The following is a 17,621-nucleotide window of genomic DNA, read 5'->3' as shown; positions in this document are numbered from 1 at the left end:
ATCAGGTCATAAATAATTTAAGCGCATGTACGATATCTGTTGCATTGGACACATCACATTAGACAAAGTAGTTACCCCATCGTCAAGTATCCATATGGCAGGCGGAACGTCGTTTTACTTCTCCAATGCCATACGTAACATGGAGATCAAATATTGCCTGATCACGGCTATCGCTCAAACAGAGATGAAAGCCGTGGAAGATCTGCGGGAGAACCAAATCACCGTTCATGTTTTGCCGAGTAAGCATACCGTCTATTTTGAGAATATTTATACAGCAAACCTCGATCACAGGGTACAAAGGGTTTTACAAACAGCAGATTCATTTACTGTTGACCAGCTTCAGGACTCTGACGCTGCTATATTTCATCTTGGACCGCTGCTGGCCAATGATATTCCACTGGAAGTTATTCAATCTCTGGCAACCAGAGGCAGAGTATCACTGGATGTACAAGGCTACCTGCGGGAAGTGGTTGACCATAACGTATGTGCTATTGACTGGGCAGACAAAAAAGAAGGATTAAAATATATCGACATACTGAAAGCAAGTGAGTCGGAGATGGAAGTACTGACAGGCGTCAAAGAAATTGAGGCTGGCGCCAGAATTCTGAATGAATGGGGAGTAAAAGAAGTAGTCATTACCATGGGCAGTAAAGGCTCAATGATCTACGACGGCACTACATTTTATCCTGTCAAAGCCTATCGCCCTACTGCGGAAATAGATGCTACAGGATGCGGCGACACTTATATGGCGGGTTATCTGTATCAGCGTGTAAAAGGCAGTGATATACAATATTCTGGCGAATTCGCCTCAGCTATGGCGAGTTTAAAAATCGAATCATCAGGACCTTTTACAGGAACAGAAGCGGATATTTTAAAACTGATGAGCAAAAAGCCTTAACTCAAAAAAGCGTATAAAACAGATATAAATCCATTTTACACGCTTCGGTTTGCTTAGGTAAATTTAGGTATTTGATTTTAAATGTTTTTCGCAATTAATGTTTGACAATATAAAGCGAAATTAGCTATTGAAATAATCTTTTACATGAACAGCTCATTTGGCGGGGTGAACGACCGGCATTACTAGTGTGAACGTAAAAAGGCATTTGAAAAATGCTACCTCATAAACTCATTTCAATACCGTTTTTTAGCCATTTTTTAAATATATATGCCTAATTTCGCAGCTTTTAGATTTCTACTGGGCACACACACCCAGCAAACATCAAACAACATTAGATAACATGAGTAACACAACAAACCGCAAACAAGATGCGCTTGATTACCATTCCAGCGGGAGACCCGGCAAAATAGAGGTAGTTCCTTCAAAGCCTACAAATTCACAACGAGATTTAGCACTGGCTTACTCACCGGGCGTAGCAGAACCCTGTCTGGAAATTGCCAGAAATCCGGAAGATGTTTATAAATATACGGCAAAAGGAAATTTAGTTGCGGTGATCAGTAATGGTACTGCAGTACTGGGATTAGGAAATATCGGTCCTGCTGCGAGTAAACCTGTAATGGAAGGTAAAGGTTTGTTATTTAAGATCTTTGCTGATATAGATGTTTTTGATCTTGAAATAAATGCGACTACGGCGGACGAATTTGTCAACGTAGTGAAAGCACTGGAGCCCACTTTTGGCGGGGTAAATCTGGAAGACATTGCAGCTCCGATGTGTTTTGAAATAGAGCGCCGTCTGAAAGAGGAAATGAATATTCCGGTGATGCACGATGATCAGCATGGTACAGCTATTATTACCAGCGCGGCCCTGATCAATGCATGCGAACTGCAGCGTAAAAAACTGGACAAAATCAAACTGGTAGTGAGTGGCGCAGGTGCAGCGGCAGTTTCCTGTATAAAATTATACCTTAAATTAGGTGTTAAAAAAGAAAACATGCTTGTTTTTGATAAGGATGGTATAGTCAATATTGACCGTACTGACCTTGACCCTATCCGCATGGAATTTGCAACATCCCGTAAAGATATCATGACCCTCTCTCAGGCAATGAAGGACGCAGATGTATTTCTGGGTTTATCTGCGGGAAATATAGTATCTGCGGAAATGATCCAGTCGATGGCCAAAAATCCGATTGTTTTCGCGCTGGCTAATCCTGATCCGGAAATTGCCTATGATATCGCTATTAAATCGCGAAAAGATCTGATTATGGCTACAGGACGTTCAGATTTCCCTAATCAGGTGAACAATGTACTTGGATTCCCTTATATCTTTCGTGGTGCGATGGATGTACGTGCGACGACGATTAATGAAGAAATGAAGATTGCTGCAGTAAAGGCAATTGCTGAATTGACGAAATTACCCGTTCCTGAAGTAGTGAATCTGGCTTACAATGCAACTAATCTTAAGTTCGGTAAAGATTATATTATTCCAAAACCGATCGATTCACGCCTGATCAGTATCGTTTCCAGTGCTGTTGCAAAAGCCGCCATGGAATCGGGCGTTGCCCGCAAACAGATCACCAACTGGCCTGCTTACCAGGAAGAACTGCAGATCAGACTTGGTGCAGATGATAAAATCCTGAGAAACATTGCCAGTAAGGCAAAAGCAGCGCCAAAACGGGTTGTATTTGCAGAAGCTGATAATTATAAAATATTGAAAGCGGCACAAATCGTCAAAGATGAAGGCATCGCTACACCTATTTTACTTGGAAATATCACTAAGATTCAAAAATTACTTTTAGATCATGATATCACCCTTGGGGATATAGAAATCATCGATCCATGGGTCGGTACCGATGATTCTGAAAAATATGCGCAGCATCTGTATGAAAAGCGCCAGCGTCGCGGAATCACTTTATATGAAGCCCGCAAACTGGTACGTGACAGGAACTATTACGGTTCAAGTATGGTAGAATTCGGACAGGCTGATGCTTTAATTTCGGGTCTGACCAAAAACTATAAAAATACTTTAAAACCGGCATTACAGGTTATCGGCACTAAACCCGGTGTGAAAAAGATAGCGGGAATGTATATGATGCTCACCAAAAAAGGACCGGTATTTTTAGGAGATACTACTGTAAATCCTGATCCTACGGCTCAGGATATGGTAGACATCACTGCATTGATACATGAAACAGTAACAGGATTAAACATCACACCAAGAATAGCGCTGTTATCTTACTCTAATTTCGGTTCTAACAACGGACCGGTTCCGTTGAAGACAAGAAACGCTACAGCTTTACTGAAGGAAAAATATCCGGATATGATTGTTGACGGTGAAATGCAGGCTAACTTTGCCATGAATGCAGAGTTATTGCAAGGCAATTATCCTTTCTCCAAATTAAATGGTATTCCGGCTAATACCCTGATCTTTCCTAACCTTGAATCGGGAAACATTGCTTATAAACTACTGCAGGAATTAGGAAATGTAGAAGCTGTAGGCCCTATTCTGCTGGGTCTGAATAAACCTGTACATGTGTTACAAATGGACAGTTCGGTAAGAGAGATCGTTAATATGGTCACCATTGCCGTAGTAGACGCACAGATGAAATAAGTTTTATATAGTTGAAATAGTGTAAAGCCCCTCTTGCAGGGGCTTTTTATTTATAAACCCGGCAGTTTCAATCCGGAGGATTTAAGATCCTGAACAATCATTTCCTGCAATGCTAAACGGGTATCTTCAAAACCATGTGAATTAGCCCAAACATTGATTTTGATTTTATATCCGTCTGTTTCTATGGACGTCACCCCAATACGTCTTTCAGGGGTTTTCAACAAATCGGCAGATCTGTCTATCGAACGATTAATGGAAGCCTTTACTTCCTCTATATCAAGCGCAAAGGTAAATTTCAATTCTATATCCAGTCGCCTGCTCCCTACCTTACTGATATTGATGATAATCTCATTAGACAACTTGCTGTTAGGCACAATAACCGTCCTGTTATCAAATGTAGTAATCTGCGTGTAAAAGATCTGTATGGAAGTTACCGTTCCTTCCTGGCTTTGCGTAATGATGTTATCGCCCACTTTGAAAGGTTTTAATAAGAGTATAAGTATCCCGCTGGCGAAATTCTGGAGAGTACCTGACAGTGCCAGACCTGCGGCTACACCAAAAGCGCCAATAATGGCCGCAAAGAGCGTCATCTGGATACCAATGATCTGCATGACGCCCAGAAACAGTAATACGCGTAAAGCTACTGCAATGAGGCTTAACAAGAAGGGCTTTACTGAGGGGTCAACATCTTTTTCGTGCATTCCGGAATGCGCCCACCTGATCAGCAATTTGATCACCCATAAGCCCACGATCAGGACAACAATACCAAGAATAACTTTAGGTCCGTAAGTCAATAACCAGGTAAATGCGCGATCATAAAATTTCTCTACATTCATAAATAAGGATCTTAGATAAATAAAGATTAAAACCAAATTTATGCCAAAAGGGATTAGCTGGTTCTTTTGCCCTGCATTAACTTATCCATAGCGTCCTTTAAGGAGCCTGCACGGGTGACTTCACCTGAATTGATAAAAAATATTTCATCTGCATTTTCTATCGTATTTAACCGATGTGCAATAATAACCAGCGTAGTTTCTGCAGGAAGCTGTGCTAAAATTTGTCCAAGTAATTGTTCTGTAATCGTATCAATATTAGCTGTTGCCTCATCCAGAATCAGCAATTCCGGCTTCCGTAATACTGCACGCATAAAAGCAATCAACTGCTTCTGGCCCAGACTCAGGCTATCTCCGCCGGCGCTCACCGGCGTATCCAGTCCCTTTTCAAAAATGGAGAGCAAACCCTCAAGCTTAGCTTCCCTGAGTACAGCCAGGAACTGCTCTTCTGAAAAACCATGGTACAGTTCATTACTGTATAATATATTCTCTTTAACGGTGCCGCTGAACAAAAATGGTTCCTGCAGGATAAAACCAATTTTCTGCGCGCGTTCTTCTGCCGTATAGGAACGAATATCTTTTCCTTTTAATAATACTACCCCTTTTAACGGATCATACAGACGTGCCATAATGGAAGCTGTAGTTGTTTTACCACCTCCGGTGGGTCCCACAAGCGCGTAGGTTTTTCCACTTTCCATCGTAAAAGATATATTATGCAGAATTTCTTTTTCATCAGTATAACCAAAATGGACACCCTGAAATGCCAGGATACCCTTAGAATTAAGCTGTTCATCATTAGCAACGGTGAGCAGGTTACTGTTTAGTGCTAATATTTGCGATATGCGGTCCCAGCCTGCCAGTGCGACCTGGAAACTAGCCCATAAGGTAGCCAGCTGTCTGAGGGGATTATAAAAATTCGTCGCATAAGAAAGGTAACTGACCAACAATCCTACAGTAAATTCGCCTGTAGTGATAAGGTATATTCCAAAAGACAATACTACCAGTTGTGCAATACTGGAGAATAATCCAAAGACTGGCAAAAAGATATTATTCGCCAGTCCGGCACCGATTGCAGTAGCATAATTATATGTATTTGCAGTGTCGAAACGATTTCTGAAATAATCACGACGATTAAAAGCGATGATTACTTTGAAATTATTCAGGCTCTCCTGGATTTCAGCACTCATCCCGCCCGTACTCTTCATGTTTTCTGCATTTTTTTGTTTTACCCAGGGCGAACATACACGCGTAAAAAGCAGAATAAATAATGCCGGTACTAGAGTTGCGAGTCCGAGTTTGATATTGATCACCAATAAAAAGATACCTGCGCCGGTCATAGTTACGATATTTCCGATAAACTGCATCAGGGCCTGAGAGAAAAACTGATTCAGTTTATCCGTATCATTATTTACCCTTGAAATCAAATCTCCGGCTTTATTTTCATTGAAAAAAGCTACCGGAAGCTGCTGTATTTTATTGAAGATGGCATTTCGCAAGGTGAAAATGATACGCTGTCCTACTCCACCCATCAGCTGCGTCTGAAAATAACTGGTAACGAAAGCAATCAGGTACATTGATAATAATATGGCTGCAAATACAATTACACCATGAAATTGCTTTGCTTGTATGTACTTATCTATTGTATGGCCAATCAGTAATGGGCCTAAAAGATTGAGAGACGAATTGATTAAGATCGCAAACAACGCAATAATAAGGTTTCTTTTTTCCTCGGAAACCAGTTTCAACAAACTCCTTAATCCAGAAATAGTGCTCTTTTTTTCCTGTGCGGCTGGCTGGCTGTTTAAATTATAGTTCATTCGCTTCGTAATTGCTGGTACTTTGTTGGGAATTAAAAATCTGCACGTATTCAGGGCTGTTTTCCATTAATTCCTGATGTGTACCGGAAGCTAGTTTTTCGCCTTGCATCAGGAGAATAATCTGTTCATACTGTGCAATGGCAGCAATTTTCTGGGTAACGGAAATCAGTGTCAGTTCCGGGTAATACTGTGCGATATTTTTCAGGATAATCGCTTCTGTCTGATTGTCTACACGTGCAGTAAAATCGTCCAGCAGCAATATCTTAGGATCAATAGCCAATGCCCGGGCCAGCATGATCCTTTGTTTTTGTCCGCCGGAAAGGCTTAGCCCCCGTTCCGATACTTTAGTATTCAATCCATCAGGCAGCATATCAATAAAATCTTTTAATTCTGCCGTGGCAATGGCTTTAGCCAATGATTCATCCGTTACCAGATCGCTAAAGGCAATGTTTTCGCGAATGCTCATATTGAACATGATACTGTCCTGAAAGACAAATCCTACCTGGCTATGAAATGCTTCGCTATTATAAGACTCTATGGGATGCCCGTCAAATAATACACTGCCATTGGCTGGTTTAATCAATCCTGTAAGCAAATAAAGCAATTGTGTCTTTCCTGCGGCTGTCGGGCCTATTACAGCAATCTTTGCTCCTGGCCGGATACTAAAGGAAATATCTTTTAATGCCGGCTTTTGTCCGTAATTCACCGAGATATTTTCAACTGTTATTGCTCCGCTCAGTGGTGAATCAATTGATCCCCTGTCCGGTAACTCTTCCGTTTCCAATACCTGATTGATCCTGCCAAACGATGCTGTGGCCTGTGCAATGACGTTACTCATAAAACCGATCACCAGGATAGGGAAAATCAACAGCGCCAGGTAGCTGTTAAATGCGGCAAAATCCCCTAAAGACATGCTACCGGAAATCACATAATGACCTCCTAAAACAAGAATTGTTAGGCCCGCCATATTAGCAGTAAAAACGATGATGGGTATCAGCCAGGCAAAGAGGCGCAGAATCGCCAGTCCGATATCACGTGCCTGAGAACTCGCTTCGAAGAACTTTTCATATTCCAGTTGCTGAGAGTTAATGACCCTGATCAGGGCAGAACCCAGTATACTTTCATTGATCACTTTGTTGAGCAAATCAATTACCTCTCTGCTTTTCTTAAACAACACCTTCACTTTTCTTAAGACAAGGTAGAAAGCACCACCAATAATCGGGATGATGGCGATAATCGTAAGTCCCAGTTTCCAGTTAATTGCCAGCAACAGAACACTTGCACCAATAATGATAAAAAGGGAAGAGACAATGGACACGATTGCTTGTGAAACGAAGAGTTTTATAGAATCGATATCGGAGGTCAGATTTGTTAGTAATTTAGCAGGATTGGTTTGCTCAATGAAAGCAAAACTCTGCCTGGATATCTTATCAGAGAGCCGCTTCCGAAGGTCGCGCGCCACACGTTCAGATGCATAAGTCTGCACAATACTTTGCAGATACGTGAAAATAAAAATAATGATGGTGAGTAGAGCAAATTCAGTGATAATGGATTTAAACGAGAAATTCCCCTCACTGTAATCATCAATACCATTACCGATCAGCTTAGGCAAAAATAAGTTCAATCCATTACTCAGTAATGCGAAAAGAATAAGCAACATTACCATACCTGAATATGGTTTTAAAAGGCTAAAAATACCAGCCTTCTTTTTTTGATTAGTTTGTTCTGTCATTTTATATCAGCATCCGCCTTCTTAATTCATCCGGTCAGGAAAATAAGAATTCATTAACGAAGGTAAATAAAATAAGAGCTGAAATGACAAAACATCAGAGATTATCTATCCCCGGTAAGCCGCTATTGCCTTTCCTATTTCCTGTGCATGGTTTCCTTCCAGTAAAATGCGCACATCATCTTTGGCACCATTATATTCATACATGGGCACTTCAACTTCCGGTGCAAGTTCCCTTACAGATATGGCGTTCCATGTCTCACCATCGTTCCCCAGGGTAATTGCACCAACGAGTCCCCCATTATACAGTATTTTATAAGTTGCAGCCTCTTCAGGGTGGATATTGAGATCAAACTTCTGACCATCAAGCTTTACTATGATATTAAACGGATCCATAAACTATTGTTTTACTGTCTAACATCTGATCATAACAATTGTTTGTGTCATTATCACCAATTGAATAAGAGGAGAAACTGAAGTAATCCTATTTATTGTTGTATTTTTAACCATCAAGAACCATTAATTACCATGAATAAACTACTTATACTAATGCCAATCCTGGCAATCGTGGCTGTTACTGCAGGATGCAGTAACCAGAACAAATCAGGAACAGAGCAGGACGGCTCCACCATTTCCAGTCCCTTTGCGAATGCAAGTACGCTGGCCTATGAAACACCCGATTTTGATCAGATCAAAGACAAGGATTTTCAGCCTGCGCTTGAAGAAGGTATGAAAATACAACTGGCTGAAATGAACAAAATTGCAAATAATGCAAAAGCGCCCACTTTTGAGAATACCTTATTACAGATGGAGCGAAGCGGACAAATGCTGGCGCGTGTAAATGCAGTTTTCAATTTACTCACTGGTGCAAACACCAACCCTGTATTACAAAAAGTGCAGGAAGAGACGGCGCCAAAATTCGCAGCTCACAGGGATGCAATTTATCTGAATATCAAGTTATTTAAACGTATAGCGCACATATACAATAGCCGGAAAAACTTAAAACTGGATCCTGAATCAGTACACCTTATTGAATATTATTACCAGCAGTTTCAACTGGCCGGCGCGAGCCTGTCTGAAACGGATAAGGCCGCATTGAAAAAATTCAATGCAGAGGAAGCGTCCTTAAGTGCTAAATTTTCTAACCAGCTGATGGCAGCAAATAAAGCAGGTGCGATGGTTGTCTCCAATGCAGATGAATTAGCAGGTCTATCTCAGGGGGAATTGGATGCAGCGATCGAATCAGCGAAAGCAAACAAATTGGAAAACAAATGGCAGATACCTTTACAAAATACTACTCAGCAACCACTGTTACAATCGTTAACCAACCGTGCCACCAGGGAAAAACTATATAATGCAGCATGGAACCGTACAGAAAAAAATGATGCAAACGATACGCGCAAAACTATAGCGCAAATTGCAAAAATCAGGGCTGAGAAGGCTCGGTTATTAGGATTCAAAAGTTATGCTGCCTGGAAATTGCAAGATCAGATGGCGAAAACACCCGAGGCCGTTGCTACATTTTTTGCCAGGCTGGTACCTTCTGCAACAGCGAAGGCCAAAGCGGAAGCCACCGATATCCAACAGGAGATTACTGTTCAGAAAGCTGGTATTCAATTGGAGCCATGGGATTGGAATTATTATGCAGAGATGGTCAGGAAAAAGAAATATGACCTGGATGAGGGGCAGATCAAGCCGTATTTTGAATTAAATAAGGTACTAAAAGATGGTGTATTCTATGCAGCGAACCAACTTTATGGATTAACATTCAAGGAACGCACTGATCTTCCCGTTTACCAGAAGGACGTAAAAGTATATGAAGTATTTGATAAAGACGGCAGTACAGTCGGCCTCTTCTACTGTGATTATTTTAAACGCGACAATAAAAATGGCGGCGCGTGGATGGGCAATTTGGTAGATCAGTCGAAACTGATGGGCACAAAACCGGTCATCTATAACGTTTGCAATTTTACCAAACCGGCAGACGGTCAGCCTGCATTGATTAGTTTTGATGATGTAACTACCATGTTCCATGAATTTGGTCATGGCTTACACGGCCTTTTTGCCAGTCAGCAGTACCCTAGTTTGTCGGGCACCAATGTTGCGCGCGACTTTGTTGAATTTCCATCACAGTTCAATGAACACTGGGCACTTGATCCTAAAGTATTGAAAAATTACGCTGTACATTACAAGACGGGTGAAGCTATGCCTCAGCTGTTAGTAGATAAAATTAAAAAAGCAGGCACCTTTAACCAGGGTTACCGTTTAACTGAATTACTGGCAGCAGCCTCACTGGATATGCAATGGCATACCCTTGCTGCAGACAGTGAATTACAGCAGGTAAATGACTTTGAGCAGGCTGCATTAAAAAGAACCAAACTGAATCTTGCAGCAGTTCCGCCGCGTTACCGCACTACCTATTTTTCCCATATCTGGGGTGGTGGATACGCAGCTGGCTATTATGCATATCTATGGACAGAAATGCTTGACGATGACGCTTATTCATGGTTTGAAGAAAACGGGGGCCTGACCAGGGAAAACGGTCAGCGCTTCCGCGACATGATCCTGTCAAAAGGTAATACTGAAGACTACAATAAATTGTTCCTTGATTTCAGAGGGCATGATCCTAAAATAGGGCCCATGCAGAAGAACCGGGGATTACCAGTAGATAAATAAACTATTCAACAAAAAAATGCTGACCGGGTCAGCATTTTTTTGTCATCAGAGTAATAATTTAAACCAGAATTCCGAACCTTCATCCACCTCGCTTTCTACCCCTATTTCGCCCAAATGGGCATCTATGATCTCTTTGCAGATAAACAAACCCAGGCCCAGTCCCGGTAATTTGTGTTGTTCCGGAGAGCCGACTCTAAAAAACCTTTTGAAAACATCAGGCTGCTTCTCCGTGGGTATCCCCATCCCTTTATCTGCAATACTCACCTTAAGATAGCCGTCCTCTACCACACTGCTAAACTTCAGGAACTTATGTTGCCTGGAATACTTGAGTCCATTATTGATAAAATTTGTTAATACCTGCTCTATCCTGTCCACGTCTCCCTTAATCACCGGGTCGGGACTGCAAAGTGAAAATTCGATCTCAATTTCCGGATTTGATGCAGCTATTGCCTCTGCACAGTTACGCAGGCTGTCATTGACATTAAACTCGCTGAAGTGATAATTCATCGAGCCCGATCGGATTTGAGTTACATCCTGTAAATCGGAAATAATGTTCAATAATTTATCGAGCTGGCTATCCATCTTTTCTGTGATAAAAAGATACTCTGTCTGTCCCGCCTTATTCATTTTTAATGACATCATCTGTACATAGGCCTTAAGTATTGCCACAGGCGATTTTAACTCATGAGTTGCCATATACACAAAATCCTCCTGGTTATTACTATGTTTCATCAGATGCTCATTCATATTTTTTATGTCTGAATTAATTAACGATATTTTCCCTAAATATACGCTTTACCTGGTTAGACAAAAAGAAAAGATCGGAAGGATTTACAATAAATATATTTTTTGGAAAAGTAGCTGAGATGTCTTCGTTCTGGGAGAGGATAATAATGGGAATTTTAAAGTGATTTAACATTTTTTTGAGTTTGCTTATAAAACTTCCCTTAGGCTGATGCTGATCAAAAAAACCAAGAATAATCAGATCAGGCTGATATTTCTCTAACCGGACTTCAATATCATCTGTTGAATCATATATTTCCACCTGATATTGCTGATGAATAAAAATCATTTCAAGAACATCGAGCATATCCTTGTCGTCATTTACAATTAAAATCTTATTGATCATATTTTTGTTAAATGAATACCCAGTCCTACTTAAACAAACAATATTAATCAATATAATCACCAGTTTTTCTGCGTACTTATACGTAAAAGAGCGAGTTAAATACTGGAAATGACCATTTACTGAACAATCCCGCTCAATACAGCAAAACGTATTAAAGCAGCAGTATTTCTGGAGCCGGTTTTTTCAATCAGGCTCTGCCTGTGCCCTTCAATTGTTCTTTTACTGATAAAAAGTTTATCAGACATCTCATTATTAGTCAATCCTTCAGCTATTAAATGAAGAATTTCGATCTCCCGGCTCGAAAAGTCTATTTGTGGATTAGCAGCTATTGCAGGTGAATTTGTACTGTGCATTAATTTATCCAGCAGGCGGAGTGACAATTCTGAGCACAGGTATTTTCCTCCGATGTGTACGTGTTTTAAAGAGAACAGTAATTCGTCAGCACTCACACTCTTGAGCAGATAACCTGCGGCTCCTTCTGAAAAAGCTTGTGAAACATATTTCTCATTGTCCAGCATGGAAAGTATCACCACACGTGTATCCGGGCTTTGTGACTTTAAGTGTTTGATTAAAGAAATCCCATCAAGTTCCGGCATATTAATATCTGCGAGAACAATATCAGCCTTAGTACCAGCAGCAAACATTTCCAATACCTCACGCCCGTTCGTAGCCTCACCGGTAATGGTAATTTCTTTGTCAGCTTCCAGCAACATCCTTATTCCATTTCTTACTATATTGTGGTCCTCCGCTAATATTACCTGCAACATGATCAATTGTTTATTTGCTGGTTAATTTATACAAAAATTGCATCAATCATTGCCCTAATTGTACAATCACGTATTTTCCACACGATACAGGTAATATCATCCGGCAATAGTATGAAATTAGCTTTATGCCTGTTCCAGCCTATTAAGTTCCTGTTCATTTTTAAAGGTAATCGTAACGACTAAACCATTACTGGTATTATTAAATTCCATCTGTCCATTCAACAGGTATACCCTGCTTTTAATGCCGCTCAATCCAGAGCCCATTTTAAATGACTCTTCCAAATCAGTATTTAATCCCACTCCATTATCAGCCACGATAATGACCACCTGGTTATTCTCTATATTAACCTTTATTTCCGCACGACTTGCTTTTGCATGTTTAATACAGTTGCTGATTAATTCCTGTATCATCCGAAATGCATATAACTGCACATCGTCGTTCAATCCGTCCGCTGAACCATTGAGATAGGTATCAATTGCGAAATCAGGTGTACTTGTTCGCTGTGCCATTTCTTTGATCCCGGCAACAAATCCGAAATCTTTAAGCACGGAAGGAGTCAGTTCATAAGAAATCTGTCTTGTTTCCCTGATGGCCTGATCCAGTAATTGATTGACATTCTTAAACTCACCAGGCATTTTCTGAATCCGCTGAATGTTTTCCAGATTCAGCCTGATGCCATAAAGCAACTGACATACACTGTCATGCAGTGCCCGGCTGATGGCATTACGCTCCTTTTCCTGCGCCGTTAATGTTGCAGACAATATCAGCTTCTGCTGACTGTTACGCAAATTTTCAGACTCTTTTGCCAGCACCTTTCGCTCAGTGATGTCCATTAAAATGCCAGCAAAATAGGTTTTATCATCAAAAGTGGTAATTTCGTGGCCTTTTACTGAAATATATTTAATCTCATTTCCGGATGTAATGATTTTGAATTCAAGATCTATTTCTTTCAATCCATTGACAGCATCAAATAACTTTTGACGGACCTGTGTCTGATCATCCGGATGGATAAAGTCAATCAACCCTTTAATTGTACCATTAAACATCCCATCACTAATCTCCAGAATATTATGCGTGTAGGGATCCAGAAAAACTTTATTGGTACCGAATTCAATTGTCCAGGTTCCCGTGGAGGATGCCTTGAGCGTCATCTCCAGTCGCTCTGTAGTTTCTTTTAAGACTTCCTGTGCATTCCTGCTTTCTGTGATATCGATCACAGCGATATAATATTTGATTTCGGTGGCAATCATATTGGAGATTGCCCTCCCCTCCATTCTGGTATAAATAATTTGCTGATCCGGCAGGACAAGTTTAATTTCTGCACTTTGTTTACCATCCGCATGTTGCATCTTGTGCAGGAAACTATAGAATTTCTCCCAGGATTGGGAAGCGATAAAACTCTGGAACCTCTTATATAAGATGGCTTGCTTGGAAATATTTAAAAGGTCAACCCCGTTCTGGTTTGCCTCTTCGACGATGCCTAAATAATCAAGGATAAAATAGCCGACAGGTGCCAGATCATACAGACCAACAAATTTAGCTCTTTCCTCATCCAATGTGGAATAGGAAGTTTTAAGTTCATCGTTCTGCATTTCCAGTTCCAGCTGATAAACCTGCAGTTCATTTAACAGCACATTAATTTCATCAGCAGTCAGATTTGTTTCACCGGATGCCTTGTCATCCAGACGTACTTTATCCGACTGCATGCTGAGCATGGCGGCAATTTTTTCCCTGTTAATTTTGTTCCTGTTTTCCACTATTTTGGTCCCTGAAACTAAGTATAATCAACATCCGGTCTGTATCATTATCAAGATTCACCTGTTCGATCTTTACAGACAAATCTTTTAGTCCTGCTCCCTGAAAATCATGATGAACAAAAATCTCGTCATCAGTTGAAACCGGATTTAACAACAACTCATCAAACTTATTTGTTTTCCATTTATTATGAGCTATTTCCAGAAATGATTGTTCTTTTAAGTCCTGCTCTTTGAGATTAAAAAACTGTGAAAACTGCCTGTTTACGACAAGGATCTTCCCGTCGTTATCTAAAAATACAGTAGCATCCGTCAACGTATCAATCATTGACTGTGTGTAATTAATCAGTGTCTGCAATTTGTTTTCCATCGCTTTCACAGGAGTTATTTTTGTAAATGTAACTACTGCACCACTGATAAAATTATCCATCGTGCGGTAAGGCATAATTCTAAGATTATACCATTCCCCTTTTTTAGTACTTACCTCCAGTTCCTTGCCGGATAATTTTTCAATTACCTCACGTATAGAATCCTCCAGGGATGGATAATCGAAGTTGGATACGATATGTGTAATAGACCTGCCCAGATCTGAAGGAATCACATTGAACAACTTGGTGACCTGAGGCGTAAACCTCAATATGTTTAACTGGTTATCCAGAAAAATTGTCCCTATTTCGGTATTATCCAAGAGGTTTTTCATATCATTATTCAGCTGTGTCAGTTCTTCAGCCTTATTCTGATACTGCAGATTGATTGTCATCAGCTCTTCATTCAAAGATTGCATTTCCTCTTTCGTGGTCAGTGCCTCTTCGTTGGTACTTTGCAATTCTTCATTGGTGCTTTGTAATTCTTCATTGGTGGACTTCAACTCTTCCAGCGATGTCTCCATTTGTTCGATCGTGCTATGCAGTTGCTGTTTGGTATAAATCAGTTCCTTCTCCAGTTCCTCCACGGCTCCGTTTCTGGAAGGATCTACCAGATTGCCAGTGCGCGATTTTTTCTTTTGTACACCATGATCATAAAAAGTTACCAGCAGTAAATCCTGCAACGGCACTTCAGTGATATAGTCAACTTTGAAACCTACCAGGTGAAGCTGACCATTATCCTTTACCTTAATTTCCGATATCTCAATCTTATCCTTCTGCTCCCAGGCCTGGTGCAAGGCATTGCCCAATGCATATTTGAGTTCTTCCTTCGCCAGTCGGTGGATATTAAAAACTGCTTCGCCGGAGCTGATCTGCATAAACATAGAAGTCTTGCCATTAATATATAAAATATCACCGCGCTCATTTAATAACAATGAAGGTGGCGTATAATCCTCCAGCAGAATTTTATGAAATGTTTCAGCTAAAGGATTCTTCAACGTTTTTACCGGTGGCAGTTTCAGCGTTTTATTGTTATGATTAGCTACATTAAAAGGGAAGTCCAGCATTTTACCCATCGCAGAAGCGCCTTCTTTACGCTGAAATATTTTCCATTTGGTATCAAGCGTATTAAAGCTGTCGTGAAAACCTCCCACTGATTCGGCAGGGCCCAGAAACAGTAAGCTATTGGGATTTAAAGAGTAATGAAATACTGGTATAATTTTCTTCTGCAGTTCTGTAGTAAGGTAAATCATCACGTTCCTGCAGCACAATAAATCCAGTCTGGTGAAGGGAGCATCCTTAATCAAGTTATGCTGTGCAAATACAATCATTTCACGTACCTCCTTTTTCACCATGTATCCGTCATTCGCCTGGACAAAAAACCTTGATAATCTTTCCGGGGAAACTTCAGAAACAATATTGGCAAGATAACTGCCTGCCCTGGCATGATCTATTGCATTCGGATCAAGATCGGTAGCAAAAATCTGTAGCCTGGGCGTACGTGAAAAATGTGCCGATTCAATGTATTCAATTAATAGCATCGCAATAGAATAAGCTTCCTCGCCGGTAGAACAGCCAGCTACCCAGACACGTATTGGCTCATCCTCTTTTTTGCCTGCCAGCAAAAGGTACAGATGTTCTTTTAATACATCAAACGCAAACTGGTCCCTGAAAAACTTGGTTACGCCAATGAGCAGCTCATTGAATAACAATAAAATTTCTCCGGGATTTTCCCTTAGATAGTTAATATAATCTACATAATCATGTAACTGGTGAAAAGCAATTCTCCTTTCAATCCGTCTGATAATGGTACTTTTTTTATATAAGGTGAAGTCATGTCCCGTATTTGACCGCAGCAGCATGAGTATTTTTTGTAAATGCGTCTGGTTATTATTGCCGATAGGAAAATCTGAAGCCAGCTGTGAATCCCGTATTACCGGGTGGTTCAGATACTGAACCAGCTTAACAGGCATTTCTTCCGCAGACAATACATAATCTACCATATTGGTTTTAATGGCGGCATTAGGCATACTTTGATATTCTGCCGTCACGGGGTCCTGCACCATTGCCATGCCCAGCTTCTCTTTGATCATCCTTACCCCTGTTTCGCCATCTGCACCCATTCCGGAAAAAATCACAGCGACCGCGTTACTCCATTGGTCTTCAGCAAGGCTCTGCAGGAAATAATCGATGGACATATGCGCTCCTTTATAACGCGATGCTTCCATCAATAATAATTTCCCGTTATGAATCCCCATGTCCTTACCCGGAGGGATAATATAGATATGGTCAGGCCGAACCAGGGTTCCATCTTCCGCCTCAGTAATTTTCATGCCAGTTACAGGCTGCAGCAATCGGGAAACATCAATGGTATGTGCGGTATCCAAATGCATGACAATGACAAATGCCATTCCGCTGTCTACAGGCATATGAAGGAAAAAGTTTTCAAATGCATGAAACGATCCTGCGGAGCCACCCATACCTATAATCGGAAAGGATGCATTTGTTTGATTTGACTCTTTATTAGTTAATGTATTTTGATTCATTTGAATAGCTGATGAACATTACTGCTAAGTTAAGGCTTATTCTATCCTATCGCAAAATAGCTGAGAATAATAATTAAATCTAAAATTAACTGAATATGTATCTGCAATCAACGGAAAACACCACTATTTTTTATAAAAGTAATTAAGACGGACTTTTTCTATGAAAGATAGTTGAAAAACAGGTACTCTCCACTAAAGAACAGGTATTAATCCGTTTGTAAACAGCATGCTATTTGCGCTTTATCAAAGAATTGATAAACAGGCTTAACGCGTTCTTATGGCTGCACTAAAAGGGAGTATCAGACTTGTATTTGGAGAGGGGCTGGAAGTAGAGTACGCGTCAGACCTTAATATAATATGGATGATAAAAAAAGGTTCCATTCTCAATTTTCAGGATGAAAATATTATTGAAGTACTGGAAATGGACACTTATTTTAAGGAGACAGACAATCTGGTGAGCTTTCTGATCGTTGCACAAGTGAGACTGATGCTGTAAAC

General features: G+C 40.5%; 13 protein-coding genes. 4 read left to right on the top strand and 9 right to left on the bottom strand.

Annotation, left to right across the window (positions count from 1 at the left end; translation table 11 throughout):
• Positions 1 to 25: 25 nt before the first annotated feature.
• Complete coding sequence (locus tag OQX62_RS24220) at positions 26 to 898, top strand: PfkB family carbohydrate kinase (protein ID WP_265834252.1); 873 nt, start codon at positions 26 to 28, stop codon at positions 896 to 898.
• Between the two features lie 340 nt (positions 899 to 1,238).
• Entirely contained in the window at positions 1,239 to 3,506 is a 2,268-nt protein-coding gene (locus tag OQX62_RS24215; protein WP_265834251.1) for an NADP-dependent malic enzyme, read from the top strand.
• A 50-nt stretch (positions 3,507 to 3,556) separates the two neighbouring features.
• Here OQX62_RS24215 and OQX62_RS24210 read toward each other — a convergent pair whose 3' ends face one another.
• The 4 genes from OQX62_RS24210 to OQX62_RS24195 form a co-directional block, all read right to left on the bottom strand.
• On the bottom strand, positions 3,557 to 4,342 hold the full coding sequence (locus OQX62_RS24210) for a mechanosensitive ion channel family protein (protein ID WP_265834250.1): 786 nt from the start codon (positions 4,340 to 4,342) through the stop codon (positions 3,557 to 3,559).
• 53 nt (positions 4,343 to 4,395) lie between these two features.
• The gene (locus OQX62_RS24205) at positions 4,396 to 6,156 is read right to left on the bottom strand and encodes an ABC transporter ATP-binding protein (protein ID WP_265834249.1); all 1,761 of its coding nucleotides are present in this window, start codon (positions 6,154 to 6,156) and stop codon (positions 4,396 to 4,398) included.
• The gene (locus tag OQX62_RS24200; protein ID WP_265834248.1) at positions 6,146 to 7,888 is read right to left on the bottom strand and encodes an ABC transporter ATP-binding protein; all 1,743 of its coding nucleotides are present in this window, start codon (positions 7,886 to 7,888) and stop codon (positions 6,146 to 6,148) included. Before OQX62_RS24200 ends, OQX62_RS24205 begins: the two co-directional genes overlap by 11 nt.
• 105 nt (positions 7,889 to 7,993) lie before the next feature.
• Complete coding sequence (locus OQX62_RS24195) at positions 7,994 to 8,281, bottom strand: hypothetical protein (protein ID WP_265834247.1); 288 nt, start codon at positions 8,279 to 8,281, stop codon at positions 7,994 to 7,996.
• A 132-nt stretch (positions 8,282 to 8,413) separates the two neighbouring features.
• On the opposite strand from OQX62_RS24195, the gene dcp reads away from it, so the two are divergent.
• Positions 8,414 to 10,561: a peptidyl-dipeptidase Dcp gene (dcp, locus tag OQX62_RS24190; protein ID WP_265834246.1), complete on the top strand. Its 2,148-nt coding sequence runs from the start codon at positions 8,414 to 8,416 to the stop codon at positions 10,559 to 10,561.
• 45 nt (positions 10,562 to 10,606) lie between these two features.
• Here the strand turns inward: dcp and OQX62_RS24185 are convergent, their stop codons facing one another.
• From OQX62_RS24185 to OQX62_RS24165, 5 genes are all read right to left on the bottom strand, one after another.
• Complete coding sequence (locus OQX62_RS24185; protein ID WP_265834245.1) at positions 10,607 to 11,308, bottom strand: sensor histidine kinase; 702 nt, start codon at positions 11,306 to 11,308, stop codon at positions 10,607 to 10,609.
• 16 nt (positions 11,309 to 11,324) lie between these two features.
• Positions 11,325 to 11,690 carry a response regulator gene (locus OQX62_RS24180; protein WP_265834244.1) on the bottom strand — a complete coding sequence of 122 codons (366 nt, stop codon included), beginning with the start codon at positions 11,688 to 11,690 and terminating at the stop codon, positions 11,325 to 11,327.
• Positions 11,691 to 11,806: 116 nt separating this feature from the next.
• Positions 11,807 to 12,457, bottom strand: coding sequence for a response regulator transcription factor (locus OQX62_RS24175; protein ID WP_265834243.1), 651 nt, complete (start codon positions 12,455 to 12,457; stop codon positions 11,807 to 11,809).
• Between the two features lie 123 nt (positions 12,458 to 12,580).
• Positions 12,581 to 14,215, bottom strand: a complete 1,635-nt coding sequence (locus OQX62_RS24170; protein ID WP_265834242.1) for a PAS domain-containing sensor histidine kinase — start codon at positions 14,213 to 14,215, stop codon at positions 12,581 to 12,583.
• Positions 14,193 to 17,123, bottom strand: coding sequence for a CheR family methyltransferase (locus OQX62_RS24165; protein ID WP_265834241.1), 2,931 nt, complete (start codon positions 17,121 to 17,123; stop codon positions 14,193 to 14,195). The genes OQX62_RS24170 and OQX62_RS24165 overlap by 23 nt, the downstream gene beginning before the upstream one ends.
• A gap of 277 nt (positions 17,124 to 17,400) precedes the next feature.
• On the opposite strand from OQX62_RS24165, the gene OQX62_RS24160 reads away from it, so the two are divergent.
• A complete protein-coding gene (locus tag OQX62_RS24160) occupies positions 17,401 to 17,619 on the top strand; it encodes a hypothetical protein (protein ID WP_265834240.1) in 219 nt (72 codons plus the stop codon).
• The last annotated feature ends 2 nt before the right edge of the window (positions 17,620 to 17,621 follow it).

This window comes from Pedobacter sp. MR2016-24 (genome assembly GCF_026239655.1).
Lineage (GTDB): Bacteria > Bacteroidota > Bacteroidia > Sphingobacteriales > Sphingobacteriaceae > Pedobacter.
This window is presented reverse-complemented; position numbering and strand designations above follow the sequence as displayed.

Bases quoted from the DNA above. Each gene is read 5' to 3' on its own strand.
- OQX62_RS24220 (WP_265834252.1), top strand. From the start codon at position 26: ATGTACGATATCTGTTGCATTGGACACATCACATTAGACAAAGTAGTT.
- OQX62_RS24205 (WP_265834249.1), bottom strand. From the start codon at position 6,156: ATGAACTATAATTTAAACAGCCAGCCAGCCGCACAGGAAAAAAAGAGC.
- OQX62_RS24180 (WP_265834244.1), bottom strand. From the start codon at position 11,690: ATGATCAATAAGATTTTAATTGTAAATGACGACAAGGATATGCTCGAT.
- OQX62_RS24185 (WP_265834245.1), bottom strand. From the start codon at position 11,308: ATGAATGAGCATCTGATGAAACATAGTAATAACCAGGAGGATTTTGTG.
- OQX62_RS24195 (WP_265834247.1), bottom strand. From the start codon at position 8,281: ATGGATCCGTTTAATATCATAGTAAAGCTTGATGGTCAGAAGTTTGAT.
- dcp (WP_265834246.1), top strand. From the start codon at position 8,414: ATGAATAAACTACTTATACTAATGCCAATCCTGGCAATCGTGGCTGTT.
- OQX62_RS24165 (WP_265834241.1), bottom strand. From the start codon at position 17,123: ATGAATCAAAATACATTAACTAATAAAGAGTCAAATCAAACAAATGCA.
- OQX62_RS24210 (WP_265834250.1), bottom strand. From the start codon at position 4,342: ATGAATGTAGAGAAATTTTATGATCGCGCATTTACCTGGTTATTGACT.
- OQX62_RS24175 (WP_265834243.1), bottom strand. From the start codon at position 12,457: ATGTTGCAGGTAATATTAGCGGAGGACCACAATATAGTAAGAAATGGA.
- OQX62_RS24215 (WP_265834251.1), top strand. From the start codon at position 1,239: ATGAGTAACACAACAAACCGCAAACAAGATGCGCTTGATTACCATTCC.
- OQX62_RS24160 (WP_265834240.1), top strand. From the start codon at position 17,401: ATGGCTGCACTAAAAGGGAGTATCAGACTTGTATTTGGAGAGGGGCTG.
- OQX62_RS24200 (WP_265834248.1), bottom strand. From the start codon at position 7,888: ATGACAGAACAAACTAATCAAAAAAAGAAGGCTGGTATTTTTAGCCTT.